Raw genomic sequence first — 26,358 nt, forward strand, 5'->3', positions numbered from 1 at the left:
ATCCAAAATTTATTAGGAGAGTTTAAAGAATATGAAAAAGAATATTCTCGTACTGCTTTTCGCCATGATCCTGGCAGTCAGCTTCAGCTTCGTAGGTTGCGACAAGGCTCCCAAGGCCCCCGAAGAGAAGAAGATGGAAGACAAGAAAGTTGACGACAAGAAGGTTGACGACAAGAAAGAAGCCGCAAAGGCTCCCGAGAAGAAGTAAGTAAATTACTCTTCAATTTGTCCAAAAAGAGGATATTCAATGAATATCCTCTTTTTGTTTTGCCATAGTATCCTGCCCGGAGTACATTTTCCATATCGACTGAAATTTCCAGAGAGACGGTTTATCCATGTCCGAAAATACGGTTTCGTCGGAACCAGTTAAAGAACCGCTCAATCCCGACCGGAATGCAGTGGCCAGGGAGGCGCGTGCGCTCCTGGAACAGGAAAACATAAATGCGGCGGTCCGGGACTTCAAGGCGGATTCCGAGGAAAAAAAACTGGCCCTTGAATTTATAAACGGGCACATGCAATTCATGCGGGAAACCGTGGAGAACGACCGTAAAAACGGCTTGCTCAGGAAAGATCTGGAAATAAGGGACCTTGTCTCCCATATCAACATGATGCTGAAACACAGGGATGAGGGGCTGTTCTTTACGCTCGTAAAGATGAGCCCCGTGCACTACAAGGCGGTCAACAAGGACTTGGTCCAGGTGGCGAATAAAAAAGAGGAATGAACGTTACTCGATACGAACCTTAAGCTCGAACGTATCGGTCTGGCCGCGTAACGCATGCAGAAAAACAAGCGAGCTCCCCTGGTAGTTCTTCTCGAACCCTCGATCGGATTGTGACACCGTGAATATGGGATACCTCGCCAGTGCAGGGTCCCCGGTGGAGGTCAGCGTTACGACTAATTTGGAGTATCGATCCACCATGCGAAATTCGCGACAGGCATCGTTGAATCCTATGGCGTCAAGGTACGAGTCTTCCCTGGGAACGCCGGGCAATTCGTAATACCGGTCCTCGTCATGTCCGCCAAGCAGGTTGATATTCAGCTCTACCCCGAAGACCAGCCCCTCTCCCCCGGTGATCGCGTATCGGACCCTTACCTCGGGCTCATGATCATTGAAAAAGTAACTTTTCCGGATTTCAGGCGATTTTGAAAAACAATGCGCCCGGGCCCGCAATGAAATGTCCGCCCCGGCTTCGCCCCTGGGTCTGTCTTCCTCGTAACGTTCGTTTCCCATGTCATGGACCGGGGATTGGCGCAGCATAAGGTTTTCCGCGTCCGGCATCGATCCGAACAGCAGGTCCTTGAATGAATAACGCCGCGAATTATCGTACACAAGGTAGCGCTTGAGGCCTTTTTCTTTAACCGTCACCGTGTCATGTATCGATTTGACCGCTTCGCCGTTTTTACCGGGCTCATCCTCATTAAGGTTTTTCAAATCCTCATGGTAGGCCTCGTAGCGCCGCGGGATCGTGTCGAAAATATTGAATTTTTCTCCGTAAACGCCGAACTCGGACATGCAGCCGCCCCGCCGGGGAACGACAATCGCGGAAAAATCGGGCATACGAAAGAGGAGCTGCGCATCCCCCTCGTTCCAGAAATCCTTTTCGATCAGGCTTTTCCCCGGACCCCGGTACCGGGCCAGGAGCGCCTCGGCGCCTAGAAGATGGACGTAGAGCGCGTGACGCAGGTTGGTGAGGTATATTCCCCCGAACAGGCCGTGCCAGTAGGCGCAGTTGCATTCGCTCATGTAGAGCTCGCGCTTTGCCTCGTCCACGGTGTTCCCGTCCTTTTCAAGATCGGCGATCTCCTGGCTCAGCAGAAGTGTACGCTTGTTGAGCGCGTTCGATTCGGGGTACTTGATGAGAAAATTGTTCCAGATGCCCCCTTTCAGGAAGGGATAAAAATCGGGCTCCCTGCCGGAATCCTTGATTTCCTTGTGTATCCGCACCATTTTCGCCGCGACCCTCGAGGGCAGCGCCCATTCGGAAAGTTCGAAGTAACTGCCCTGGGTGAGGTACACGCGGCCCCGGGGCGGCCGGGCGGCGATGTATTCGGAAGGCAGGGTCATCGTGATCCAGTCTTCTTTCAGCACGGCTTCTATGAAATTTACCAGCCAGTTCTGTCCAAACACCCAGTCGAACGTCCCGGGCCACATCCCGAACTTTTCCCCGTCGTCGCCGTACACGAACGCGCATTCGCCCAGCCGCTCCGTCTTTTCGCGGAAGTAGGCGATCGTCTCGTGCGGCATGTGGAACGGGATCGAATAGCGCAGGTACTTGTCGATGGGGAATACCCGCAGGGAGTGGTCGAGCCGCTCGGTCAGGAAGTACCCGTATAGATCCTCTTCCTCGATGCCCGCGTATCGGAAATGGTTGTCGTCGAGAATCGTGTAATCGAGGCCGAACCCGGACACGAGCCGCGGGATCTCCGGGTCCCATACGCGCTCTGCGGTCCAGAAGCCTTTGGGCCTGACGTTGAAACGGGACGCGCAATACTCCTGCATCAAGCCTATCTGACCCCTGATGTCGCGCTCGCTTATGATCGAAAATATCGGCTCGTAAAACCCGCCGCCGATTATTTCCACCTGGCCTCGTGCGACCATCCGTTTAAGGGTCTCGATATAGTCCGGATTATGCGATTCTATCCATTCCAGGAGCGGTCCGGAATGATGCACCGCGAACCGGAACCCCGGGTATTTTTCGAGGACCTGGAGGGTCTTGTGGTAGCAGTCCTTGTATCCCCACTCGAGCACATGATCGAAATTGCCCACCGGCTGGTGATCGTGCAGGCAGAATATAAAATGGCACTTCATTGCAATTTTCTCCCGAATAAAAAAGACAGGTCGCCCTGCCCGGTCTGTTTACGCACGTGCTTAAAACACGTAGCGCTTGGGTACCACGACGATCCCCTCTGAGGTCACGGTGAACCGCGTACGGTCTTTTTCAAGGTCATACCCCACGGTCTCCCCTTCCGGGACGTTTACGTATTTGTCGATGATCGCGTTCCTGATCTTGCAGTGACGCCCGACATTGACCCCGTGCATGAGAATGCAGTCCTGAATCTCGGAATAGCTGTTTACTTTAACCCCGGGAGACACTACGGATCGATACACCCGTGCGCCGCTCAGGATGGCGCCGTTCGAAACTATTGAGTTGATCGCAAGCCCCGTTCGTTCGCCTTCTTCGAATACCATTTTTGCCGGCGGGGACTGCTCCATGTAGGTCCTGATCGACCAGCCGTGGTCATAAAGATTCAATACCGGCGAAACCGCGATCAGGTCCATGTTCGCCTCGAAAAAAGACTTAACGGTCCCGATGTCCCGCCAGTAGGCGCGCTCCCCCTCGTAACCCACGTAATCGTAGGCGTAGACGCGTTCGTACGGGTATATCCTGGGTATGATATTTTTCCCGAAATCGTTTTCGCCTTCACGCTTGTGATCTTCCGAAAGATAGCGCACAAGTTTCTCGGTCTTGAAAATATATATCCCCATGGAAACGAACGCGCTTTCGCCCTTCCCGGGGATCGGCCTGGGGTCGCGAGGTTTCTCCTGGAAACCGATAAGCCTGTTCGATTGGTCAACCTCCAGCACCCCGAACCGGTCGGCCTCGCCCAGGGGCGTCTCGACCGCGGCGATCGTCATGTCGGCGTCGTTTTCGATATGGTACTTCAACATCTTCCGGTAATCCATCTTGTATACGTGATCACCGGAGAGTATCAGCACATAGTCGGGCTTTTCCTGCTCGATTATGTAGATGTTCTGAAAGATCGCATCCGCGGTTCCGCGGTACCAGTTGTTGTCGATGCGCTGCTGGGGGGGAACCACGTCGATGAAGTATCCCATGTCGCGTATGAACAGGTTCCAGGCGTTCTTGATATGCCGGTCAAGCGATAGGGACTTGTACTGGGTAAGGACAATGATTTTTTTCAGGTCGGAATTGAGGCAATTCGACAGGGAAAAATCGATAATCCGGTAGATTCCCCCGAACGGGACCGCGGGCTTGGAACGGTCCTTGGTAAGCGGATGCAGTCTCTCGCCCTGTCCCCCCGAGAGCAGGAACACCAGCGTTTTTTTCAGGAAATCGACGTCCATTATCTGGATCTGCTGGAGAGGATCTCCTTAATCTTATTCTTGAGCTCGTCCAGATTGGATGACTTCGTAATATAGGCGTCGGCGGTCCAGGTCATGAAATTGCTTTTATAATTCGAATAGGCCGTGTAGATGATGATCGGAATCTTCTTGTCGCGGGAGAGTATTTTCCCGAGCGCTTCGATGCCATCCATTTCGGGCATCCTGATGTCGAGGACGACGAGGTCGTATTTGTTGTTTTTAACCTTCTCGACGGCTTCCTTTCCGTTCGCCGCCTGTTCCACCTCGTACCCGTCGTCCTGGAGCTCCATGGCATAGAGCTCCCGCTGATGCTGTTCATCCTCGACGATCAGTATCCTGCTCATTACACCCTCCGGGGTTAGTGGAATTTCCGCAGAACGACCCTGCATTTAAAGTGTAACATCAGGGATTAGGGATTTCAATAAAATTTTCCCGGGGAGTCCACTATTGTCCGCCGAGCATCGATTGCGCGGTTTTCAGCGCTTCTTCGAGCGCCCGTGCGATACCCTTCGCGTCCTTGCCCCCCGCCTGGGCCATGTCCTTCCGGCCGCCGCCGCCCCCGCCTATGTGGGGCGACGCTTTTTTGATGATCGCGCCGCTGTCTACGCCCTTCCCCACCGCGGGTGGGGTCGCGGCGCAGAGAAGCATGGGCTTCCCGTTGGATTCGCTGCCCAGGCAGACGACGGAATCGCGGCATTTCACGCGAATCGCGTCCGCGAGCGCGCGCAGCTCTTCGACACCGGCGCCGGCTACCTGGTGGGCGATGATTTTGGTCCCGGACACCTCGATCGCGCGGGCAATTATCCCGTCCATGTCCGCGGTGATGTTTTTCGTCCTGGTCTTTTCCAGCTCCTTTTCCAGCCCGCGCACGCGTTCCTGCAGATCGCTCACCCTCCTCAGAACTTCGCTTTCCGTGGCGTTGAGAGCGCCCATGATGGAGGATACGATGGCGCCGTTCGCCTTCATCCGTTCGAGCACGCCCTTGAGGGTGATCGCCTCGATCCGGCGCATCCCCGCCCCCGGCGACGCTTCCCGCATGATCTTGAATGCACCGATCTTCCCGGTGTTGTCCATGTGTGTTCCGCCGCACAGCTCCATGCTGAAACCGGGCACGCTCACCACCCGCACCTTGTCCTCGTACTTCTCGTCGAACACGGCCATGGCGCCCAGCTTGACCGCTTCATCGAGATCACGGACCTGGGTGTTCACGGGAATCGCGCGCCAGATTACGTCGTTCACGAGGTCTTCGATCTGCATAAGTTCATCCTCGGCGAGGGCCTTGAAATGGGTAAAATCGAACCGCAGCCTTTCCGGCTCCACGAGCGAACCCGTCTGGTGCACGTGATCGCCCAATACCCTGCGCAGTGAAGCCTGTAACAAATGAGTGGCGGTATGATTCGCCCGTATCAGGTTCCTGCGCACGATATCGATTTCGGCGGTGACCTCGTCGCCCGCGGACAGCGCGCCCTCCACGAGCTCGCCTACGTGTATCATTGTCTTGTTGAGCTTTCTGGTGTCATCGACGCGGAAGACGGCGCCTTTTTCCGAGCTGATGAGTCCCTGGTCGCCCACCTGGCCGCCCGATTCCCCGTAAAAGGGCGTCTCGGGCAGCACGATGAAGCCTTTTTCCCCGGCGAGGAGGCTTTTTACCAACTTCGCTTCCGAACCCATCACCGATATCTTCGCCCGCACCGAGTTTTGCTCGTACCCGCGGAATGCCGTATCCCCTGCTTCTTTCGAAGCGGATTCGAACAGTCGTTCGATTCCCAAATCCCCGGCCTTCCAGCTCTGCTTTCCCCGCTGCCGCTGCTTATCCATCTCCGCATCGAAGCCCGGGATATCGACCGCGAGCCCGTTTTCGCCCGCGATTTCGTTCGTCATCTCGAGGGGGAAGCCGAAGGTATCGTATAGAATGAACGCATCTTTGCCCGGGAGCGTTTTTTCTCCGCGTCCCTGCAGCGACTTCATTCCTTCTTCGAGCCGGTCCATCCCGTTTTCAAGGGTTTCCAGGAAGCGCACCTCCTCTCCCTGGAGCACGCGGCTTACGTTGTCGAGGCTTTTCAAAAGCTCGGGATACTGTACCCCGTAGATGTCGACCACCGGTTTCACCATCCTGTGAATGAAGGGGTCCGATATACCCAGCTGCCGGCCGAAGCGCAGGGCCCTGCGAAGAATGCGTCGAAGGACGTACCCCCGTCCGTCGTTCGACGGGTACGCGCCGTCGGACATCGCAAAGGTGAGCGCCCTCGCGTGTTCCACCAGGACGTTCACCGGGGAGATGTTTTTCCCTTCGTAGCTTACGCCGCTCTCCCGGCAGACGAAATTCACGAGCTGCATGAGCTCATCGGTGCTGAAGATGGTCTCCACGTTCTGGATGAGGGTCGCGAGGCGCTCCAGGCCCATCCCGGTATCGATACCCGTCTGCGGCAGCGGCGAAAGCGCCCCGTTGGTATCCTGGTAGAACTGGTTGAACACGAGGTTCCAGAATTCAAGGAACCGGTCGCACTCGCATCCGGGTTTGCATTCAGCATCCCCGCAGCCGTAGGAGGGACCGCGGTCCAGATAAAGCTCGGAACACGGGCCGCATGCGCCCGAATCGCCCGCCGGTCCCCAGAAATTGTCCTTTTTACCCAGGCGTACGATCTTTTCCCCCGGGACGCCGATATGCTTATTCCACAGTTCGACCGCCTCGTCGTCCTTTTCGTACACGGACACCCATATGGCGTCTTTTGGAAAGCCGATCACCCGCGTAGAATAATCCCAGGCGTACTCGATGGCCTCTTTTTTAAAATAATCGCCGAATGAAAAATTCCCGAGCATTTCGAAGAAGGTGCAATGCCGGGCGGTCTTGCCGACATTTTCGAGGTCGCTCGTGCGGAGACATTTCTGCACCGTGGCCGCCCTGGTATAGTCGAGCGTTACCGTACCCGCGAACATGGGCTTGAACTGGACCATACCCGCCGTCGTGAACAGGAGCGTGGGATCGTCGCGCGGGATGAGCGCGCTCGAGGGAACAATCCTGTGCCCGCGCTCTTTGAAAAAATCCAGGAACGACTCCCTCAGTTCATTGACCTTCATCGTGGATCTCCTCTTCCGATTCGTCTGAAATCAGCCCTTCCCGCCGCAGGCGGTCGATGGCCGCTCGCACCTCGCGGGCGTCGAACCCGCGACGGTTCAGGAAGTATGCCAGTTTCCCAAGCCTGTTTCGTTTTCCGGCCAGCCGCGCCAGGCGGCTGCGCGCGCACGCATACACCATCTCGGGGTCGCTTGTATCGGCGCCGGATTCTGCAAGCGCCTTCGTCGCGGTGCCGCGATCTATTCCCTTGCGTGCGAGCTCGGCTGCGAGAAGGTTTTTCCCCATCGCCTTCCGGCTCTTGCGCGCCCGGATATACTGCATTGCGCACTCAAAATCGTCCAGGTATCCCGCGTCCTTGAGGGAAGCCGTTACCCCGGTCACCATCTCGCGCGGGAAACCCTTTCCCTGGAGATACGTTTCCATCTCGCGGACGCTCCGGGCCCTCAGGGCCAGGCGATCGAGCGCCTTGCGCCTGCACCGGTGGCGCTCCGCCCCCTCCTTTAGCTTTTCGAAGGATGACGGGTCAATGCTTTTTCCGCTCGCGAGTCCATATATTTTCACGAAGTCAGGGGGGACGAGCAGCTTCTCGCCCGTGGAAAATTCGGCGTATATGGATTCGCCTTTAGTCCGTATGCTGATGACTTCGATCATGCCCGTGTAAATAAAAAGAGGATGCCCCGTAAAAAGGACACCCTCCCGTGTATGCGTAATGTACGACGCACGTCCTAGCGTTTGGAGAACTGGAATCTCTTGCGCGCCTTTTTCCGTCCGTACTTCTTGCGCTCCACCTCGCGCGAGTCGCGGCTCATGAATCCCGCGTCACGCAGCGGCTTGCGGTGCTTCTCGTCGACCTTCACCAAGCAGCGTGCGATTCCAAGCTTCACCGCGCCGGCCTGGCCGGACCATCCGCCGCCGTCCACCTGGGCTTCGATATCGAACGTTCCCACCGACCCCAGGAGTTCGAGCGGCTGGCGCACGATAAGCTCGAGGGTCTTCCTGCGAAAATAGTTGGAAATGGGCTGGTGGTTGATCTTGATTACGCCCGAACCGGGCTTGAGATACACGCGCGCGACGGAGGATTTCCTTCTGCCAGTAGCGTATAATTTCTCGGCTGCCATATATAGTGCTCCTTATACGAGATGTCTATTTGAGTTCCAGAACCTCGGGCATCTGCGCCGCATGGGGGTGCCCTGTGCCCGCGTATACTTTCAGGTTCTTGAATAACTTCCTGCCCAGCTTACCTTTCGGAAGCATTCCCTTGATCGCGTGCTCCACGACGAATTCGGGCTTCTCTTTTAGAATTTTCTGGATATTGGTGAATTTCTTTCCGCCCGGGTACTGGCTGTGCGAAAAGTACTCATTGTCCTGCGCCTTCGCGCCCGTGAGCCTGATCTTGTCGGCATTTATCACGATCACGTTATCGCCCATGTCCAGGTGCGGGGTGTATGTGGGCTTGTGCTTCCCCCGGATGATTATGGCGATCTCGGTGGCCATTCTGCCCAGGATCTTGCCCTCGGCGTCGACAATGAACCACTTCTTCTGGATTTCCGCTTCTTTCATCGAGTATGTTTTATGTAGCTTGCTCATCGGATTCCTCATTGCATACGAATTGCGCTTCGTTACCGTACTGTCCCTGTCTGGAGATCGTTCGATAAAGGAATAACTGCCGATTGGGGTCAAACAGTCAGAGCGCAACGCTAGTATTGGTGCGTATTTTTGTCAATAAAAAATATGATTAATTCAGAACTTGAAGTAGATGAAGGGCATCACCTGGGCGGTCGCGATATTATATACGAATACCGCGATTCCCGCCGCGCACATCCCCTGGAGGGCCGGGTGACTTCCTATCCAGTAGGCGCGTAATTTGTCCTTCCAGCTCAACGGGGTGTAATGCACCGCGAAAAACAGCGCGATGACGGCCAGCAGGGTTAATGACAGATTCGCCGCCTGCAGGGAACCCTGGGCGATGTTCCGAACCATGATCAGGGTCGCATCCCAGGTGCTTGGGCGGAAAAGCAGCCAGCCCGCGGCCAGTATTTGAATAGCGACGAATATCCTGAAGGCCCTCTTGACCGGGTTTGCGATCTCCTTCTCGTTCAGCTTGAACCTGCGCTCCAGGACCAGGAAAAGGCCCATGTACACTCCCCAGAAAAAATAATTCATGTTCGCGCCGTGCCAGAGACCGCATATGCTCATCACGAAAAGGAGATTAAGGTAAACGTGGCGCCTGTTCCCCCCCAGGCCGAAATACAGGTAGTCCCTGAACCAGGTTCCCAGTGAAATATGCCAGCGTTTCCAGAAATCGGTGATCGAAATGCATTGCAGGGGGCGATTGAAATTCAGCGTGAGGTTGTACCCCAGGAGCATCGCGCTTCCCACCGCCATATCGGTATAACCGGAAAAATCGCCATATATCTGTACCGTATACGCATAGAGCGCGGTTACGGTCTCGAGCGACGAAAACATCTGGGGGCTGGTGAAAACACGGTCGACAAGGTTCACCGCGAGCCAGTCAGCGCCGGTTTTCTTAATAAGCCCGGTCATGATGAGGAAGAGCGCCGCGAGAACCTTTTCTTTGTCCACGGCGAAATGCCTCAGCTTTTCACTAAGCGAGGGCAGGAACTCCTTCGCCCTTACAATGGGACCCGCGAGGAGCTGCGGAAAGAAACTGACATACATCATGAACGGCAGAAACCGGGACTCCGGTTTCATGTGCCCCCGCCAGACGTCAATCGTGTAGGACAATCTCTGGAAGGTATAGAACGAGATTCCCACCGGGAGCGCCACTTTAAGAAGGGGAAGATCTATCCTGTGCGCGCCGGCGCTCAGGACATCGCTTATGAGCGTAGAAAAAAAATCGAAATACTTGAAGATAAACAGCACCCCCAGGTTCGCGAGAAGCGAAAGCACGACGTACTGGGATCCCCTTCGCCCGCGCAGTTGGGCATTTTCGATTCCCAGGGCGAGAAAATAATCGAGGGCGGAAATCCCGAGAAGGAACACGATGGGCCATACCTGCCATGAAAGGTAGAACATGCATGACGCCGCGAGAATGAACGCGACCCGGAACCGGGGAAGCCGCGACAACAGCCCCGCGATCACGAGCACCACCGCCATGAAATAGACGAAGGATTTCGAATTGAACATAATGGGCTCGCGCTTTTCCTCCCGTATGAGCGCGGTTCCGGTGGCCTTCACGTCGCCCGCCCTGCCGGTGGAGGACTTGTACGCGTTCATGAGCATGGGGTAAAACCCCTCCGCGAGGTTTTCGCCCCCCTTGACGGTGAAGTGCGTGTGATCGCTTATGGCGAGCCCCGTCTTCACCATCTCGAACATCTGTCCTTCGCCGCCCAGGTGTTCGTAGGGGTTGAAAAAGGCCATGCCGAGCTCTTTCGCCATCTCGCGCTGCATGCGGATGATCTCGTGCACCTCGACCAGCGCGAGCGCCTTCCCGTGCCAGGTGTTGATCGCCTCGATGGGTCCGATAAGCATGAAGTCCGCGTCGGGATAGATGCCCTTGATCCTCGAGAGCCACCTGGTCGTCTGCGCCTTGTAGAGCTCCGCCGAGAACTGCTTGTTTTGCTGGAGCTCGATGGCTTCGTTCATTCCCCACTGGAAAATGATGAGGTCCGGCGCGAGCGCCTTGATCGAGGGCTCCAGATTCTTTTCGGGGATCATGTTCAGCCAGGACATGAACGTTCCCATGCGGCATACGGTGTTGTACACCAGGCCCTGCGCCGTCTCCAGGTTCACCGCGTCAACCCAGGGAAGCCGCGCATCGGCCCCCGAAAAATCGATATTCACTCCCTTTGAGGGCGGAATATTGAAATTGACCACGCCCGTTTCGTCCGGCTTCAGGGAAATTTTCCAGTTGAGTTTTTCCTCGCCGCTCTGCCCCGCGGGCACGCACGCGATGTTCGCCCGGTACTCGGCGCTCTCCGCGCCGTCGTTCATGGGCGCGCGAAGGAAAATCTGGAGGCGCTCGAGCGGCGTCCCCCCGTCGGGGATCGCGTAGCGGATCGTCGCGTAGGGATTTGTCGGAAGCGCGCTCTCACCGGTAAACCCCAGGCAGGGATTTACGCCCGGGTCCAGGAGGGGGACCAGATCCTTGCGGAATCCCTGGAGGAGATCCTTCAAATAAAACTCCGATTTGTTAGTGCTGTTTACATAGTCCTTAATGTCGGTGTGCCGCGTGTAGATGATCGGTACGACGCCGCGCCCCCCGTCGCCGAAGTCCTTTTGGAAGCGCCGTTTCAGCCCCAGGGTGAAGATATCGCCCCAGATGATCGAATCGCCGTAGTGGAGAATCCGGACCTTCTTCCTGTCCTTCTTCTCGAGCTCGTACAGTTTTTTGAAAAAGCGCGCAAGCCTCTCGTGGCCCTTGCCGTCGTCGAAGACGGGAAGCTTTTCGATGGCCGGTTTCGGATCGTCCGCTGTTTTATCGGATTCCGCGGGCTGCGCCGCGAGGGAGAGGAGCGCCGCGGGCACGTAATCCCTGAATGCGGGGAAATAACTCACGCCGTAGCGCGCGCACACGGTTTCCTGGGCGAGCGCGAGGAGCGCGAGGGAGCCGGCACACGCGAGTATTAAAATAAAAATATGACGTTTCATGGGATGCACCTTTTATAATCCGCGGTGAGTTTTGCAAGTTCTATTTTTCGTCAAGGAGCCTTTTCATCGCCGGTTCCATGGATTCGGCCCAGATGTCGTAGCCTTTCCTGGAAAGATGCAGGAAGTCGGGCATGATGTCGCGCGAGAGCGTGCCCCCCTCGCCCGTGATTAAGTTCCGCCCGATGTCCAGGAAGAACACCCGCCGGCCGTCGTCCAGGAGGGAGAGCATTCGATTCGTTTCGAAGATCTTGGTCCGATACACCGACATGTCTTCATCGCACGGGAAGATGCCGAGCACGAGCACCTTCGCCGCCGGAAATTTCATCTTCAATTTTTCCACGACCGCGGTAACCCCCTCCGCGATCTCGAGTGAGGTATTATACCTTCTGTTATTGGCACCGATAAGCAGGACGGCGAGACGGGGCGAGAGGTGGGAGATGTTGCCGTTGTCCAGCCGCCACAACACGTGCTGCGTCCGGTCGCCGATAATACCCAGGTTCAGGGCGCTGCGCGGCGCGTAGTAGCGCTCCCAGGCCTTCTTGCCGGCCGTCTCCCATCCCTGCGTGAGCGAGTCGCCCACGAAGACCACGTCGAAATTTGCCCACCGGGCGCGATCGTTTTGCGTCGTGAACCTTTTCTTCCACCATTCCTCGCCCCGTTGCGCGGGGCGGACGGCGGAATAATCGGGCGTGGCGGCGCAGGCATACACGAAAAGCAGCGTCGCCGTCAGCAGGCGGATATTCCGGATTTTTCGCAAGGGACCGCTCCTGGAAATCGGGATAATGCTTATTGATCCGGAATCTTCTATACCGGGACAACCGGCCGGGTCAAGTTCATTTCCGGGTTCACACCGTTCCAGTTTTAATTATTCGCGGCAATTTTCCTTCCGATTTGCCCTCATTGCCACCCGACGGCCGGGCTGCATGCGCCTGCGGACAAAATGATAACAGACTTGTTGCATAACTCCATTTTTTACGGGGTAAAAGGGGTGAAGCCCCCCGCACGGGTTCCCTGCGAGCGCGAGACGGCAGCTTCGCAACAAGTCCAAAGTTTAATGAAAATATGCAAATTTTGCCTGAACAGCAAATAAAGAATTGATAAAAACATCGTTACTGATATAATTTCATGGTTACGCTACGATAAACGGAGTTGCCGATGGACAATCTGGTCGAAGAAATCAACAAGAAGGTGAAGGACGGTAAGATTCCCTGTAAAGAAGCGCTCGCCATAGCCGAGCGGCTCGATATAGCGCCCGCCCAGGTGGGAAAAAAGCTCAACGAATTAAAGATAAAGATTCAGGGCTGCCAGCTCGGCTGCTTTTAATCCGCATTCCAGGGGGACCCACATGAAAAAGATCGCGCTTGGCGCGCTTGCGGTATTCATAGTACTGCTGGCCGTTCTCTTCATTCGCATGAGCCTTTTCACCTCGAAACAGATCAATGCAGAACCCGCGCCCGCCGTGAAGCTGGACATTAAAAAGGCGCTCCAGAATTTTTCCCGCGCCATCCAGTTTAAAACCATTTCATTCCAGGACCAATCAAAGGTCGATCGCAATGAGTTTCTCGGGCTGCATCGCTTCATCCAGGAGGCGTTTCCCGGGGTGCACGCTAAACTGAAAAAGGAAACCGTGAATGACCTGACCCTGCTCTACACCTGGAAGGGAAGCGACGAATCCCTGAAGCCGGCGCTTCTCATGTCGCACCTCGACGTGGTACCCGTCGAGCCGGGAACCGAATCAAGCTGGACCCAGCCCCCCTTTTCCGGGAAAAACGCCGACGGCTTCATCTGGGGACGCGGGACTCAGGACATCAAGGTAGGGGTGATGGGCATCCTCGAGGCCGTCGAATACCTCGTCGGGAAGGGGTTCAAACCGAAACGCACCGTCTACCTCGCCTTCTCGCATGACGAGGAAGTGGGCGGCGCGAACGGGAACAAGAAAATCGCCGAGCTCCTCGCGTCGCGCGGCATCAAGCTCGAGTTCGTGCTCGATGAAGGCGGGACCATCACCCAGGATATCGTGAAGGGGATCGACAAGAAGGTCGCGCTCCTTGGTATCGCGGAAAAGGGCTACCTGACCCTGGAGCTCACCGTGACCGCCGAGGGCGGCCACTCGTCCATGCCGCCCAGGGAGACGGCGGTGGGTATTCTCAGCAAGGCCATCGCGAAGATCCAGGACAATCCCTTCCCTGAAAAGATCGACGGCCCGGTAAAACTCATGTTCGAGACCCTGGGACCGGAGATGCCGTTCGGCAACAGGATCGCACTTTCGAACCTCTGGCTCCTGGGTGGCATGGTGAAATCACAGCTCTCGAAATCCGCATCCATGGCTGCCTCCCTGCACACGACCATCGCCCCGACAATGCTCCAGGGCAGCGTCAAGGAAAACGTGCTGCCCTCGAAGGCGGTGGGGGTGATAAACTTCCGGATCATTACGGGCGACACGGTCGAAAGCGTTACCGAATACGTGAAAAAGACCATCGATGATCCCCGGGTGCAGATCAAGGCATTTCAGACCGACAACCCGTCCAGGATATCCGACGTCGAATCCGGAAGCTACAAGAATATCCAGAAGACAATCCGCCAGCTGTTCCCGGATACGATCGTAAGCCCCTACCTGGTGCTCGGGGCGACGGATTCCAGGCATTACGCGAACGTGACGGAAAGTATTTTCCGGTTTGGACCAACGATCACCAAACCGGACGACCTGCCCCGCATACACGGGACCAACGAGCGCATGAGCACGGAAAATTACGAACAGTGCATCAGGTTTTACATCCAGCTTATCCAAAACGCGGACGCGAAGTAGACTTTTCGACCGTACCCGCTACAGGCGCGGCATGAAGCAGAATACAATGAAAGAACGCGTGCGGGCTCTCGACATGGAGGCCCGCACGCTTTTTTATGCGCTGCGCCATCCGCGCACGCCATGGTATGCGAAAGCGCTCGCCTTTATCGTCGCGGCCTATGCCCTCTCCCCCATCGATCTCATTCCCGATTTCATCCCGGTCCTGGGGCTTCTTGACGATATCATCCTCCTGCCGCTTGGCATAGCTGCGTCGCGCGCGCTCATCCCACCCGGGATTATGGAGGAATGCCGCGAAATGGCGCGTTCATCCGCCTCACCCCGCACCATGCGCTCCGGGATTCTCATTGTCCTCGCGGCCTGGGCACTTTGCATCGGCCTTGTTTTAATTCTATTTGTCCGATAATGCCGGCAGGCCGCTGCTGAATAATTCTTGCAAATGGCCACCCGGAGAATAAAAATGATTGACTCAGGGTGTTCGGGCGGGATTTAAGAGTAGGATCAGACCGGAGCATCCGTATTCCCGAGGTAGACATGGCTTCCAATCACGCGCAAACTTCCAGGGCAGCCCTGATGGCGCTCGCAATGCTCGTATGTATCCCCTCATGCCGGGGAAAGTCCGGCACGCAGCCCGCCGCCGGCGAGCAGGTGCTGCAGTACGGCATTGTCATCAGCGACGACGCGAATCTGCGCATCGATCCCCTCCTCTACTCGACGCGCATCGCCCTTCTCAACAAAGGCGACAGGGTGGAGATAATTGAACAGACGAAGGACAAGTCCACCGCCGGAAAGCTGAGCGACTACTGGTACAAGGTTAAAATGGGAAAGGGCATCACCGGCTGGCTCTTTGGCGGCAATATCAAGACCTTCAAGCTCGCGCAGGCCGAATCGATCGACAGCTACGTGACCGCCATTTACAAGGACGAGGAAAAAAAATACCGCAAGGTGCTCTCCGGGAAGTGGTGGAGCGTGGACATTCGGGACGACTATACCAATCACGCGCTTGAGCTTTATGAAGATGGAAAATACAAATCGTACCTGCGCGGCCAGAAGGAAATCGAGGGAGACTATTCCTTCAATTATATGGAAAACGAACTCCTTTTTTCAGAGGGTACCTCGTTCGGGAAGAACGTGAAGTATTCCAAGAAGGGGACCGTGTATCGTCTCGAAACCAAGGTCGACGGATGGAACCTGAGGTTCAAGAAGATCGTGGACGATATCGAGGCAGAAAAGGCCGAAAAAGACAAAGAGAAGGAAAAAGAGAAAAAGGCCGGTAAAGAGGCCGCGAAGGCGCCCGTTGACAGTGGAAAACAACCAGATAAGAATCAATAAATACCTCGCGGCCTGCGGTCTCGGCTCGCGCCGCAAGGTCGAAAATCTTGTTCTTGAGGGCAAGGTTCGCGTGAACGACACCGTCATCACGGACCTCTCTCACAGGGTGGACCCGGACGTCGACAAGGTGACCATCAACCGAACCCGGGTGACCATGATTGGCACATTCTATTACCTCGTGCTCAACAAGCCCAAGGGATATCTCACCACCGCCGAAGACGTCGAAGGGCGGGCCATCGTGTTCAACCTCATCCCAGACCGATTCAGGCATGCCGGGGTTTTCCCGGTGGGCAGGCTCGATAAGGACACGGAGGGCCTGCTCCTCCTCACCAACGACGGCGATGTCGCCTACACCCTCACCCACCCCAAGTTCGGCGTAGAGAAAGAATACATCGTCAATCTTGACAGGCCCCTCGATTCCCGGGACCGGGAACGCCTTGAAAAAGGCATCTTCCTGTACGGGAAGAGGACCAACAGGGCGAGCATATCCCCCGTCGGGCCGGTGGGCGACGCGGTCAGGATCACCATCAATGAAGGCAAAAAGCGCCAGATTCGCATCATGTTCACCTCGTTCGGATACAAGGTCAAAAAGCTCGCACGGGTCCGATTCGGCCCCATCAGCCTTGGAAGGCTCCACTCAGGGGAGTACCGGCTTCTCAAGCCCGGAGAAATACGTCTGCTCCGCCAGCTCCTCGCTCCCCGTCCGAAAACCGATTTTTCCTAATCGTATCCCCCCGCACGGTCGAAAATAAAACATAGTTATGCTGCGGGGCGGCGTTCGCCCCGGCAGCCGGAGAGCGTCAGGCGCGCGCGCCTGTATATTCACAGGGGAACTGACAAACCTATGCAAAACATGGATTTCCACACCAGGCGTCCCGCAAAGAATTTTCCCATGCAACTCGATATACAGGACCCCGAGTATTTCACGCGCCTCTCCAATACCCATCACCGGGAGCAGGATTGCAACCGCAAGCGCGCCAGCCGGATGATGTCGTTCATCATCGCGCTGTGCATCATCTCCTTTACCGCGGGGCTGATCATCGGCATCAAGTTCACCTCGGGCTCCAGGAACGAGATAGTAGACGAGCACACGAAAAAAATGATGACCGATATCGGAAGCAGGATGTCGTCTTTTATCAGCGAGGACGCCTCGGCCGAAACCAGCCAGGAGCATTCCAAGGGGAAAAATGTATTCCCGCGGGACGAGTATCCCTACGCCGTGCGCCTGGGAGGCGATCTCGACAAATCGAAATCGCAGGAGATCGCCACATTCCTGAGCGGCAAGGGCCATACCGTGATCCTGGCAAAGAACAACCAGAGCTATCGCCTCTACATTGGCCCCTTCAAGGAAAAAAAAGAAGCTGAAATATCCTTGAAAAAAATAAGCGCATATCCGAATAAGGACTGGTTCGATAACGCCACAATAGTCAAGCGATGATATGCCCGTAACCGTACGTCCCGCCAGCCCTTCCGATATCAACGATATCCTGGTACTGTTGCGTCCCTATGCAAAGGAAGGACTCATACTGAAGCGAACCCGTGAGGAAATTGCACGCGAAATCAGGACTTTCCTTGTCGCTGAAAGCGGGGGCGCAATCGCGGGAACGATTTCCTACCACAATTACGGCCCCCGGCTCAAGGAAATCCGCTCGCTGGCCGTACGGAAGGAGCTCTCAGGCGGCGGCATCGGATCAAGCCTCGTGCGCCACCTCAACGAGCGCCTGGAGGCGGGCGGCGTTCATATAAAAGTATTCGTGCTGACCTACTCACCCGATTTTTTCCGTAAGCTTGGATTTGTCGAGGTGCCCAAGGAATCCCTTCCCGAAAAAATCTGGAAAGACTGCGACCATTGCTCTCACCGCGAGGAGTGCGGGGAAACAGCCCTGGAATATCACCATGTACAGGAAGTCGGAGCCCAATGAGAAAGTCGATAGACAAGAGAAATACGGGAAGGATCAGGATTCCCAACAGTTTCATTGAATACAAGGTCAAAGGCAGCGAAACGCCCTTCAAGGTGGAAATAGTCAACATCTCCTCGGGGGGATTATGCTTTCTCAGGAACTCGATTCTCACAAAAAACGATGTCCTGCTGATCAAGTTTCCGTTTAAAAACGCGAAAGTAATTCTCGAGGCGCAGGTACTTCGCCTGGACGGCCGCGAGGTAGGCGTGAAATTCCTGAATTCAGAGGAAGAGATCGGGCGATTCGTGGAAGCGTTCAATTACGAATATCCTTCACTTTCCAGGGAAGCGAAAGGAAAGGGCCAGCCCTTGTTGTTCACGAAGCCGTCACGCGATGATGACGATGACCCCGATAGCGCACTCGATATTGATTAATCCGCGCCGTTAACCGTAGAAAATCCTTTCAGGATTTCCCGGAACTTTGCAGTTTGTGCCTGGAATTTTTGCGCCGGTGAAATGATGCGCAGGCAGATTACCTTCCTGCCCGCGAGGTATATGGCCTCGAAACCCCCGTAGGGAGCCTTCGCATCGGAAAACTCGTACTCAATGGCCTGCTCATCGAAACGATGCCTGGTCCGGATGAACGTATCGGCACCCAGGGTTTTACGCCAATGGTCCTCCGCCCTGGCCACGGAGACGGCCCGTTCAGGGAATTTCTCCACATCAAGCGCGACGAGCGCATCGCTCGCACTCTCCTCTGCGGCTGCCGGGGAACCGGTTTCAAGGATCACGCTGAATGAAAGCCCGTGATAGCCAGATTGGCCCGTTTTCCGCTCGCTCGATTTAAGGATGGCCACCCTGCCTCGGATATCAAACCTGTATCCGTACTTATCATTGATAACGGATTCGATCCCGTCCGCCTTAATGTGAAACAGGGATGCCTGCGCGTTAAGGGAATCGAACCGATCGCCTTCGCTTTTTACAAACGCGTTTACGAGTGCCGACGCGCCCTCGCGGGCCTTCCGCACGCGCTCATCCTTCTCGGGAAGCGCGAGTATGGATTTTAGAACCGTCAGGCCCTCCCTCTTGTAGTGGTTCCTGATGAGTTCGGCGCCCTGGTGGAGGTAAAAACTCGCGTTATCGGCCGATACCCTGATAAATCCGGGCCGGGGATCGCCATCGCAATATATCCTGCCATTACGATCCATGAACATCGTATTGCCGTCGCGGTCACGAACGGTCACCCAATCCGGCATCTGGGAGGAAATGGGAGCGCTCCAGAACATGAACAGGATGGCGACCAGGATTGGCCCGACCGGAGCGGTAATAGCGCTGGGATTTCGCATGTTTTTATGTCCCTCCCGTACAGGGACGACAGGGCGCCCCTCGAGGGAATTTTACTGTGACCATGATTTTTGAATATTACAAATTAAACAGTAAAAAATTTTGGTAGTGATGAATAAAAAAATTTTTTCTCGCCAAATTTATGCTATAATTTAAACTATATTCCAGTACCGAGAGGCGTAGCCATGAAAAAGCAAAAAGAAAGCTCTGCACCCGTCGTCAAGAAAAGAAAAGGAGCGGAATTGACCAACGGTTATGAAACCCTGCAGCAGGTGCTGGATAAGGTCGAATGCGCACACATCGCGAAAACCCTGGAATTCACGGATTGGAACCTGCAAAAATCGAGCAGGCTCCTGGATATTGCCAGGAACACCCTCAAGACAAAGATTAAAAAGTACCGTCTGGATTGAATCCCCCTCTGCCCGGGTTTTCAGAATATCGCCAATAACAGCAGGACCGTAAATAGTATCAGGCCGGCCAGCAACGCGACGTAAAGGGAAAGCTTGTTGGAAGAATCATCGGCTTCTTCTTCGGCGCGCAGGGTGTCTACCTCGATCCGGACATTTTCTTCTTCAATGATCTTGGCGAGGACATTCTTCGCGATATAGGCATACAAAATCGTTCCGGCGTTTTCATCGGGAATTTTAGCCTTGAGTCTTCCTTTTATCGGAAGGATATCGCCTTCCTCCGTTACCGCTTTGAGAACCTCCGCCACGCGCATCGAAATTTCATCCTTGTTCAGGAGCTGGACCTTGAACGTTTCCCCGGGCTTCAGGGATTGAATGCTCTTACCCCTGGCAGGAGAAATTATAACCTTTCCCTCGACGATATAATCGGCCTGGGATTCGATCTCGTGGAATTTGCCTTTCGCGGTCTCCGCTCCGGGCGATATTTGTTCCGGAGAAATCCCGTCCGTCTGTTCCAACGGAATTCCCTCCAGTTCTATTGCAAGCGAACTGGTTTTTTCGAGTTCGACCTGGCATTCCACGTCGCCTGTCCCGAAAAACTTGACGAGTATTTCCGTAATCGCGGAGGTAACGCCCTCCAGGTCTCCCGATTCGATGCCCGGGTAAAGATTATAGCCGTCCATGGAGTTCATCAGGTGGTTTGATAACTCGTATGATCCCGCGGCGCCATCCCCTTCCCTTTTCGCTATCTCCGCAAATTCGGTATAGTAATGTTTCCAATGATCGAAAATACGGGCCTTCTCGATTCCCGTTCGGGACCCGACAACCAGATCATTGATATTCATCAGATATTTTCCCGGTATGTTTACAAATATGATGAAAATCCCGAATTTGTTCGCAGAAATCACCGAAAACTTCCCTTTCACTGCGACCGCGTCGTTATTTTGTCCCGCAACCATCTGACGGGCTTTCTCGATATCTCCGCCGGTATATTTCGCCGCAATATTGACCATGCGGGCCTGTTCGCTCAGTGAACCATACTGCGTTTTTTCCGGGGACATCCAGGCACCTCATGAATTATCGACAAGACATTTTTCGAGTATCTCGTACTTCTTCTGCGGCGGCATGCTGATTATCTTTTTAATTCCCTGTACCACTTCGGGCAGGAATTTGAGCGAAGTTTCAAGCAGGAAAAATCCGTCCTTATCGAGGTTGTTGACGAATGCCACTTTATTTGAGGGGAGTTTCATTCCCAGCATGGGACCCATGAAGCGCACGAGATGTTCCGGCAGCAGGAATTTCACCGAAAGTTTGCCTACCCCGATTGACAGCCTGCGCAGGGGCTTGAAATTTTTATACTTCTCATCCGACATGAGCGACCACCGCTTCGGGTTGTCGGTGATAATGAGCATCACCTGGTCGTCTTTTTCGGACATGTAGATATTAAGATACGTGTTGAAAGACTTATACGAGGAGAGGAGTCCGAAAAGGCTTTCATCTTCTGTCCGGGACAACTCCGCCCCTTTTTTATACGGGTTTTTCATGGCTGTTGGTGTACGCCTGTATCGGGTTCCCGACGGGTCAATCATAGCGCCGTATAGCGGAAATTGCCATCATCTTTTTCCCGCCGAATTACACGGAGAGAATAAAGCGAATCGGCGAGAGCGGATGCCTCTTCTTCCGATTTCCCCACATAACCGGCGATATCGCCGATTTTCGCCGTCCGGTTGACATGCAGGTAATCCACGATATCCCGCTCGACGGCGGCCAGGGCGCCCAAAAAGACCGAATTGTTCCCGGTCACCCTGTCCGTAATCACCACCACGCGCTCGTTATTGAACCGGCGGTAGGATGAGAATACCGATTCACAGTTAACCTCGACGGCATCGGAGAAATTCTGGATCTTTATGAAATAGACAGGATCTGCGGTGCGCGCTTCCAGGATAAGCCTGAGCAGGAATTCATCGATGAACGATGAATCCACGACCTTGACACCGCCGAAGTCCAGGGCGACGACCTCCTCATTGTGCAGCACGGATAGCATCTTTCGGACTTTTTCATACATTTTTCGTCCCACCGGCCGGGTAATCAGGTCCGGAAGCGGGAGCTTCAGGTCCAGCGCTATTTTTTTCATGACACATTGCATCCGTGCATTCCTCCTCTCCTACCCGAAAAGACTGATCGAAATCTGCGTACCCGGAAAATGCGTCAAATCGTTTCTCAGGAAAACCTGGGGGGGGCCGCTGCGCTTTTTATTGTACATGACCGCGACAGAACCGTGATCCGACCTCATGAATATGCCCCCCCTGAGCTTTTCAACGATGTCGTTGACCTGGCACAGCCCGTAACCGAACTTGCGCTTGCTCGAAATCGGCGTGGTGAGCGCCATTTCTATCAGCCTCGCGTTCGACTCACCTGAAATATCCGGCCGGGAGGCAAAACTGGCGGGGATTCCGATCCCCGAGTCCGAAATGACCAGCCGCAGCACGTGCTCTCCCCCCGCGGAATATGTCTGCAACGCGCAATATCCTGAATCAAGGCTGTGCTCGAAAATATTCTGGCATACCTCTGAAATCACCGTCACGAAATAATCAACGGTCGATTCTGACACCCAGTACTTGAGTATATGCTCTGCCCTTTTCCTGAAGAGGCCTATAACGGCGGAGATGGCGGCGATGCTTTCGCGCTCGCGGTGGGATATTTCCGTTATCTCCACGACGCGATTGCTGAACGCGCTTCTCTTGAGCTGCCGTCCCTCCTCAAGCCGTTGAGAAACATCGAAATATCCCCACTTGAAAAAATCCATCCTTGACAGGTACTGGTGGATTGCCAGCGGAATCGCCGTCAATGACAGCCGGTGTCCGGTATTCCGTAAATAGGTTCTTCCAAGAAGCAGCAGTCCCAGCATCGAATACGGCTCGATGAAATCTATGCGCGACAGATCAAGTACAGAAACACCCCTGGCATAGATCGGATCCTGCGCCTTGATTATTTCCTCGAACGCATACGCGTCCCTGCACCGATTGGGGAGAACCAGGGCCTCATTCATTGCACCATACACACGACTACCCGATGGTCAGATATTAAAAGAATTGCGTACTATTATTTTCGGCCTGCGATGGAGAAAAAACCTTGAAAAAAAGCGCAAGGTTTCGACAACTGGTCCCAGTTGTCTTCCTTTTTTGCGAACCTCCAAATATTATTCTCTCGTTCAAGGGGGGGATTTTTAGTCCCCCCCTCTTTTTTATTGGGGATAAACAGTCGGCATTCAGTAAAAGCCCTGGTACTCGTTGCGGGAAATCCGATATTTCTTTCTGTAATACTTTACTATCGTGGGCTTTATCATCAGGTAATTCGCGATTATTTTGTCGGGCCAGCCATATTCGAGAAGTTTGATGATAGATTTCCTCATATTTCCTCCCTGAAATGTATTCGATTCCTCCGTCAGGATTATTAATTCACACCTGTCGTAATTATCAATCATTTTTTATTAATTATTCGAAACTGACCATATAATTATATATGCATAAGTATTATTGTATAAAAAGCTGGATTTCAAGGCAGGGGGAATTTTATCCTTGTCAAAACCGCCCATCCTGTGTAGCCTTTCCCTACATCCAAGGCCCGGTCGGGCCGTGAATTCCAGGGGACTATGGCACGAGCAACGCGACAAATCGAGGATAACCTCGTCAACAGCATAATTGGAGAGGGATCGGAATTCAAGGGTGAATTCATGATCAATGGACTTCTGCGCATCGACGGCAGGTTTAAGGGAACGCTGGAAACCGACGGCAAGGTTCTTATCGGCCAGAACGGCGAGGCGACCACGGATATCAAGGCCAGGGTGGTGGTGATCGGGGGCACGGTAAGGGGAAACATTTTCGCGTCCGAGAGGGTCATTATGCTTTCGACGGGACGAATGCATGGAAATGTAATCACACCCAGCCTCGTGATGGAAGACGGGGTGATTTTCGACGGAAATTGCATAATCAATAAAGCCCAGGAGGTTCGATCGTAAGAAGCCGCGCACGATCGACGGACTAAATGGGGATAATAGAAAAAACCCTGAGTGACCTCAACCGTGAAGAGAAGCTTAAAATAAAGGGCAAAAAGCGCGCCCATGCGGGGCGCGCGACCTCGGGGGCGTTCGCCCACGCTCTCGACTCGTCTCTCAGCTTCGAGTTCCAGGGGAGCATAGACGAACTGATGGAAGATCTCCGGGATCAGGAAAAAAAATTCCTGGACAGCCAGACCAGTTACGAGCTTCAGCGTTACAAGGCGCTTGTGCAAAAAATATTAAAATCGATACTTGAAGACGGTTTTAAAACCACCACGCTGAAACGCCCTCGCAGAAATAAAGCGGATTTCACCGTGATCGAAAAGATCAACGTCCGGCTGCTGGAGATGACCGGCGCAATAACGCGCGGGAACAAGGCATTCAACCTGCTCAAGTCAATCGAGGAAATACGCGGCCTGCTGCTGGACCTCGCCTACTAGCGTCGAATGCGAAGTTTGCGTATTTTCCTCTTCTCGACTTTAGGCGCCCCCCCGGGGTTGTACTTATTCTGAACCTCTTCGATACTCGTGGTGATGAGCATCTTCACCACCTTTTCAGCCTTGTTCAGCACATCGATGAGGATAAGGTTTTCCTCGTCCGTAAAATCTTGAAGAAGATATTCCTCCATGGTGACGCCCTTCGGAGGAGTGCCGATCCCCACCCTGATTTTCGCGAACTTATCGGATTTAAGCGCCTTGGCTATGGAATGTACGCCGGGATGCGTGAGCGCGGAATACAGGTAATCGATCCTGAGTTCGCCGATTGAAAGCGCGGAGTCTTCCACGATACACATGATGTCCGCCACGCTGATCCTCAAGAAAGACGCAATGTACAGGACCGATTCGCCCGTGAGATTCACAAAGGTCTGCGGTTTCAGCAGCACCACATCGGCATCGCGTATCTTGCCGCGTCCAATGAGCGATTTTTTCTTCTTGATCTTTACTTCTATATTCTCATTGTTGCCTATAATATCGATAACCTTGAAGCCGATATTCTGGCGGTTATTCAAGAATCGCTCGCCCGGATTCCCGAAACCAACTATTAGTTTCAAATACTTCTACCCCTTGTACGGATGATGGCCGGGAAGCATCACTCCTCGGCCTTTTCCTTCGGTTCGGCGGCAACCGCTTCTTCAACTGCGGCTTCTGCCGGCACTTCTTCCTTCACAGCCTTGGGCACGAGCACCGTGACGACCGCCCGGTCACCGTCTGCGAGGAATTTCATCGACCCGGTAACAGGGAGGTCCCTGACATGAATAGAGTGCGCGAGATCGAGGTCGGTTACATCTATTTCGATTTTTTCCGGGAGTTCCGTGGGCAGACACTCGATTTCGAGCTCCCTTTCGAGAACTTCCATTATGCCGCCCAGGCGCTCGCCCTTTGAGGTACCCTTGATGATCACGGGCACCACCGTGTGCAGTTTCTCGCCGGTCGTCACCTTGTAGAAATCAAGATGCAGCACCCTGCCGCTCACCGGATCCAGCTGGTAATCCTTTATGATCACATTTTGTCCGGGGGTCCCTTCGAAGTCCATGTTTATAAGTACGCTTTCCGGTACCTGCCCGCGGAAAAGCCTTGAGAATTCATGCTCGGAAACCTGCAAGGCTTCTGCTTTCCCGTGGGAATACATCACCGCCGGTATATATCCTTTGCTCCTGATCCTGTTACACTCGTTTTTCCCGGTTGCGGTCCTGGATTGTGCTTTGAGATTGTGTGTTTTCATGGTTGCCTCACATCCGTGCTGGTTATTATGCCGTTCACTGTCAGCATTTGATCATTCACTATATGAACAGGGAACTCACCGATTCCCCGTTATGAATCCTTCGTATCGCTTCCCCGAACAGCGGGGCTATTGAGAGTACCGTCATGTTGTCCATACGCTTGTTCCCAAGGATGGGGATAGTATTGGTGACGACAATCTCCTTGAAACCCGCGTTTTTCAACTTTACCGGCGCGTCCGCCGAAAGCACCGCATGGGTCGACGCGCAATAAATATCCTTCGCGCCGCTGTCCTTCAAGGCGTGAGCAGCCTCGGAGATAGATCCTGCCGTATCGATCATATCGTCCACGATGATGCAATTTTTGCCCTTCACGTCGCCAATCACATTCATAACCTCGCAGACGTTGGCTTCGGGTCTGCGCTTGTCTATAATCGCGAGGCTGGCCTTTAATCTCTTCGCTATGAATCGCGCCCTTACCACCCCCCCCGTGTCCGGGGAGACAACGACCCGGTTGTCAATTTCAAGGGAATTTAAATAATCGATCACGATCGGGGACGCCATGAGATTGTCCACGGGTATATCGAAAAAACCCTGAATCTGGTCCGAATGGAGCTCCATGGTTAAAATGCGCTTCACATTCGTGGCCTGGAGGATGTTCGCCACGACCTTCGCGGATATGGGAACCCTGGGCTCCACCTTCCTGTCCTGCCGCGCATATCCAAAATAGGGTATTACGGCGGTAATGCGCTTCGCCGATGCGCGGAAGGCCGCATCAATGAGCAACAGCAGCTCCATGAGATGATCGTTCGCCGGATTACTCGTCCCCTGAACAATGAAAAGGTCGACCTCGCGGATGTTTTCCCCGATCTTGACCGATATTTCACCGTCCCTGAACTTCTTGAGCTCCACCTCGGCGAGCTTAATACCGAGGTAACTTGCGATTTCCTCGGCGAGTTGCGTATTGGACGATCCGGATATTATTTTCATGGATCCTGTCATGGT

29 protein-coding genes are annotated in these 26,358 nt (G+C 54.3%); 12 read left to right on the forward strand and 17 right to left on the reverse strand.

What is annotated here, in order from left to right; all coding sequences use genetic code 11:
- The first annotated feature begins 335 nt into the window (after window positions 1-335).
- Window positions 336-722, forward strand: coding sequence for a hypothetical protein (locus EPN93_03555; protein TAL38816.1), 387 nt, complete (start codon window positions 336-338; stop codon window positions 720-722).
- Between the two features lie 3 nt (window positions 723-725).
- Here EPN93_03555 and EPN93_03560 read toward each other — a convergent pair whose 3' ends face one another.
- From EPN93_03560 to EPN93_03600, 9 genes are all read right to left on the reverse strand, one after another.
- Window positions 726-2,810: a DUF1926 domain-containing protein gene (locus EPN93_03560; protein ID TAL38817.1), complete on the reverse strand. Its 2,085-nt coding sequence runs from the start codon at window positions 2,808-2,810 to the stop codon at window positions 726-728.
- Between the two features lie 60 nt (window positions 2,811-2,870).
- Window positions 2,871-4,088 (reverse strand): glucose-1-phosphate adenylyltransferase, encoded by a 1,218-nt coding sequence (gene glgC / locus EPN93_03565; GenBank protein ID TAL38818.1) that lies wholly within the window; start codon window positions 4,086-4,088, stop codon window positions 2,871-2,873.
- Window positions 4,088-4,450 carry a response regulator gene (locus EPN93_03570; protein ID TAL38819.1) on the reverse strand — a complete coding sequence of 121 codons (363 nt, stop codon included), beginning with the start codon at window positions 4,448-4,450 and terminating at the stop codon, window positions 4,088-4,090. The genes glgC and EPN93_03570 overlap by 1 nt, the downstream gene beginning before the upstream one ends.
- A 100-nt stretch (window positions 4,451-4,550) precedes the next feature.
- Window positions 4,551-7,184 (reverse strand): alanine--tRNA ligase, encoded by a 2,634-nt coding sequence (gene alaS / locus EPN93_03575; protein TAL38820.1) that lies wholly within the window; start codon window positions 7,182-7,184, stop codon window positions 4,551-4,553.
- Window positions 7,171-7,833, reverse strand: a complete 663-nt coding sequence (locus tag EPN93_03580) for a regulatory protein RecX (protein TAL38821.1) — start codon at window positions 7,831-7,833, stop codon at window positions 7,171-7,173. Before EPN93_03580 ends, alaS begins: the two co-directional genes overlap by 14 nt.
- A 74-nt stretch (window positions 7,834-7,907) precedes the next feature.
- Entirely contained in the window at window positions 7,908-8,300 is a 393-nt protein-coding gene (locus tag EPN93_03585) for a 30S ribosomal protein S9 (GenBank protein ID TAL38822.1), read from the reverse strand.
- A gap of 25 nt (window positions 8,301-8,325) precedes the next feature.
- Window positions 8,326-8,769: a 50S ribosomal protein L13 gene (locus tag EPN93_03590; GenBank protein TAL38823.1), complete on the reverse strand. Its 444-nt coding sequence runs from the start codon at window positions 8,767-8,769 to the stop codon at window positions 8,326-8,328.
- Window positions 8,770-8,922: 153 nt separating this feature from the next.
- Window positions 8,923-11,793, reverse strand: a complete 2,871-nt coding sequence (locus EPN93_03595) for a hypothetical protein (protein TAL38824.1) — start codon at window positions 11,791-11,793, stop codon at window positions 8,923-8,925.
- Window positions 11,794-11,833: 40 nt separating this feature from the next.
- Complete coding sequence (locus EPN93_03600) at window positions 11,834-12,652, reverse strand: GDSL family lipase (GenBank protein TAL38825.1); 819 nt, start codon at window positions 12,650-12,652, stop codon at window positions 11,834-11,836.
- Between the two features lie 486 nt (window positions 12,653-13,138).
- Between EPN93_03600 and EPN93_03605 the strand changes: the two genes are divergently transcribed.
- From EPN93_03605 to EPN93_03635, 7 genes are all read left to right on the forward strand, one after another.
- Complete coding sequence (locus EPN93_03605) at window positions 13,139-14,599, forward strand: M20 family peptidase (protein TAL38826.1); 1,461 nt, start codon at window positions 13,139-13,141, stop codon at window positions 14,597-14,599.
- A 31-nt stretch (window positions 14,600-14,630) separates the two neighbouring features.
- The gene (locus tag EPN93_03610) at window positions 14,631-15,002 is read left to right on the forward strand and encodes a DUF1232 domain-containing protein (GenBank protein ID TAL38827.1); all 372 of its coding nucleotides are present in this window, start codon (window positions 14,631-14,633) and stop codon (window positions 15,000-15,002) included.
- A 128-nt stretch (window positions 15,003-15,130) separates the two neighbouring features.
- Window positions 15,131-15,928, forward strand: a complete 798-nt coding sequence (locus tag EPN93_03615; GenBank protein TAL38828.1) for an SH3 domain-containing protein — start codon at window positions 15,131-15,133, stop codon at window positions 15,926-15,928.
- Entirely contained in the window at window positions 15,900-16,652 is a 753-nt protein-coding gene (locus tag EPN93_03620; GenBank protein ID TAL38829.1) for an rRNA pseudouridine synthase, read from the forward strand. The genes EPN93_03615 and EPN93_03620 overlap by 29 nt, the downstream gene beginning before the upstream one ends.
- Window positions 16,653-16,772: 120 nt before the next feature.
- Window positions 16,773-17,366, forward strand: coding sequence for an SPOR domain-containing protein (locus EPN93_03625; protein TAL38830.1), 594 nt, complete (start codon window positions 16,773-16,775; stop codon window positions 17,364-17,366).
- 1 nt (window position 17,367) lies between these two features.
- Window positions 17,368-17,850, forward strand: coding sequence for a GNAT family N-acetyltransferase (locus tag EPN93_03630; protein TAL38831.1), 483 nt, complete (start codon window positions 17,368-17,370; stop codon window positions 17,848-17,850).
- Complete coding sequence (locus EPN93_03635; GenBank protein TAL38832.1) at window positions 17,847-18,263, forward strand: PilZ domain-containing protein; 417 nt, start codon at window positions 17,847-17,849, stop codon at window positions 18,261-18,263. Before EPN93_03630 ends, EPN93_03635 begins: the two co-directional genes overlap by 4 nt.
- Here EPN93_03635 and EPN93_03640 read toward each other — a convergent pair.
- A complete protein-coding gene (locus tag EPN93_03640; protein ID TAL38833.1) occupies window positions 18,260-19,174 on the reverse strand; it encodes a hypothetical protein in 915 nt (304 codons plus the stop codon). The genes EPN93_03635 and EPN93_03640 overlap by 4 nt on opposite strands.
- Window positions 19,175-19,357: 183 nt before the next feature.
- Between EPN93_03640 and EPN93_03645 the strand changes: the two genes are divergently transcribed.
- Window positions 19,358-19,582, forward strand: coding sequence for a hypothetical protein (locus EPN93_03645; protein ID TAL38834.1), 225 nt, complete (start codon window positions 19,358-19,360; stop codon window positions 19,580-19,582).
- Window positions 19,583-19,602: 20 nt separating this feature from the next.
- On the opposite strand, the gene EPN93_03650 is transcribed toward EPN93_03645, so the two are convergent.
- Window positions 19,603-20,271, reverse strand: a complete 669-nt coding sequence (locus EPN93_03650) for a hypothetical protein (GenBank protein TAL38835.1) — start codon at window positions 20,269-20,271, stop codon at window positions 19,603-19,605.
- 87 nt (window positions 20,272-20,358) lie between these two features.
- Between EPN93_03650 and EPN93_03655 the strand changes: the two genes are divergently transcribed.
- Window positions 20,359-20,613 carry a hypothetical protein gene (locus EPN93_03655; GenBank protein ID TAL38836.1) on the forward strand — a complete coding sequence of 85 codons (255 nt, stop codon included), beginning with the start codon at window positions 20,359-20,361 and terminating at the stop codon, window positions 20,611-20,613.
- A gap of 36 nt (window positions 20,614-20,649) precedes the next feature.
- On the opposite strand, the gene EPN93_03660 is transcribed toward EPN93_03655, so the two are convergent.
- Genes EPN93_03660 through EPN93_03670 form a run of 3 tightly spaced genes read right to left on the reverse strand, consistent with a single transcriptional unit; the run spans window position 20,650 to window position 22,628 of the window.
- The gene (locus EPN93_03660) at window positions 20,650-21,123 is read right to left on the reverse strand and encodes a hypothetical protein (GenBank protein TAL38837.1); all 474 of its coding nucleotides are present in this window, start codon (window positions 21,121-21,123) and stop codon (window positions 20,650-20,652) included.
- 41 nt (window positions 21,124-21,164) lie between these two features.
- Complete coding sequence (locus EPN93_03665) at window positions 21,165-21,713, reverse strand: hypothetical protein (protein ID TAL38838.1); 549 nt, start codon at window positions 21,711-21,713, stop codon at window positions 21,165-21,167.
- A 30-nt stretch (window positions 21,714-21,743) separates the two neighbouring features.
- Complete coding sequence (locus EPN93_03670; GenBank protein ID TAL38839.1) at window positions 21,744-22,628, reverse strand: ATP-binding protein; 885 nt, start codon at window positions 22,626-22,628, stop codon at window positions 21,744-21,746.
- Window positions 22,629-23,231: 603 nt separating this feature from the next.
- Here EPN93_03670 and EPN93_03675 point away from each other — a divergent pair.
- Together EPN93_03675 and EPN93_03680 are read left to right on the forward strand one after the other, a co-directional pair.
- On the forward strand, window positions 23,232-23,597 hold the full coding sequence (locus EPN93_03675; GenBank protein ID TAL38840.1) for a polymer-forming cytoskeletal family protein: 366 nt from the start codon (window positions 23,232-23,234) through the stop codon (window positions 23,595-23,597).
- Between the two features lie 26 nt (window positions 23,598-23,623).
- The gene (locus tag EPN93_03680; GenBank protein ID TAL38841.1) at window positions 23,624-24,076 is read left to right on the forward strand and encodes a DUF327 family protein; all 453 of its coding nucleotides are present in this window, start codon (window positions 23,624-23,626) and stop codon (window positions 24,074-24,076) included.
- Here EPN93_03680 and EPN93_03685 read toward each other — a convergent pair.
- Genes EPN93_03685 through EPN93_03695 form a run of 3 tightly spaced genes read right to left on the reverse strand, consistent with a single transcriptional unit; the run spans window position 24,073 to window position 26,355 of the window.
- Window positions 24,073-24,687 carry an aminoacyl-tRNA hydrolase gene (locus tag EPN93_03685; protein TAL38842.1) on the reverse strand — a complete coding sequence of 205 codons (615 nt, stop codon included), beginning with the start codon at window positions 24,685-24,687 and terminating at the stop codon, window positions 24,073-24,075. The genes EPN93_03680 and EPN93_03685 overlap by 4 nt on opposite strands.
- A 38-nt stretch (window positions 24,688-24,725) precedes the next feature.
- Window positions 24,726-25,358: a 50S ribosomal protein L25 gene (locus EPN93_03690; GenBank protein TAL38843.1), complete on the reverse strand. Its 633-nt coding sequence runs from the start codon at window positions 25,356-25,358 to the stop codon at window positions 24,726-24,728.
- A 58-nt stretch (window positions 25,359-25,416) separates the two neighbouring features.
- Window positions 25,417-26,355: a ribose-phosphate pyrophosphokinase gene (locus EPN93_03695; GenBank protein TAL38844.1), complete on the reverse strand. Its 939-nt coding sequence runs from the start codon at window positions 26,353-26,355 to the stop codon at window positions 25,417-25,419.
- Between the last annotated feature and the right edge of the window lie 3 nt (window positions 26,356-26,358).

The sequence above is a fragment of the Spirochaetota bacterium genome (assembly GCA_004297825.1).
In the GTDB taxonomy this organism is placed as follows: domain Bacteria; phylum Spirochaetota; class UBA4802; order UBA4802; family UBA5368; genus FW300-bin19.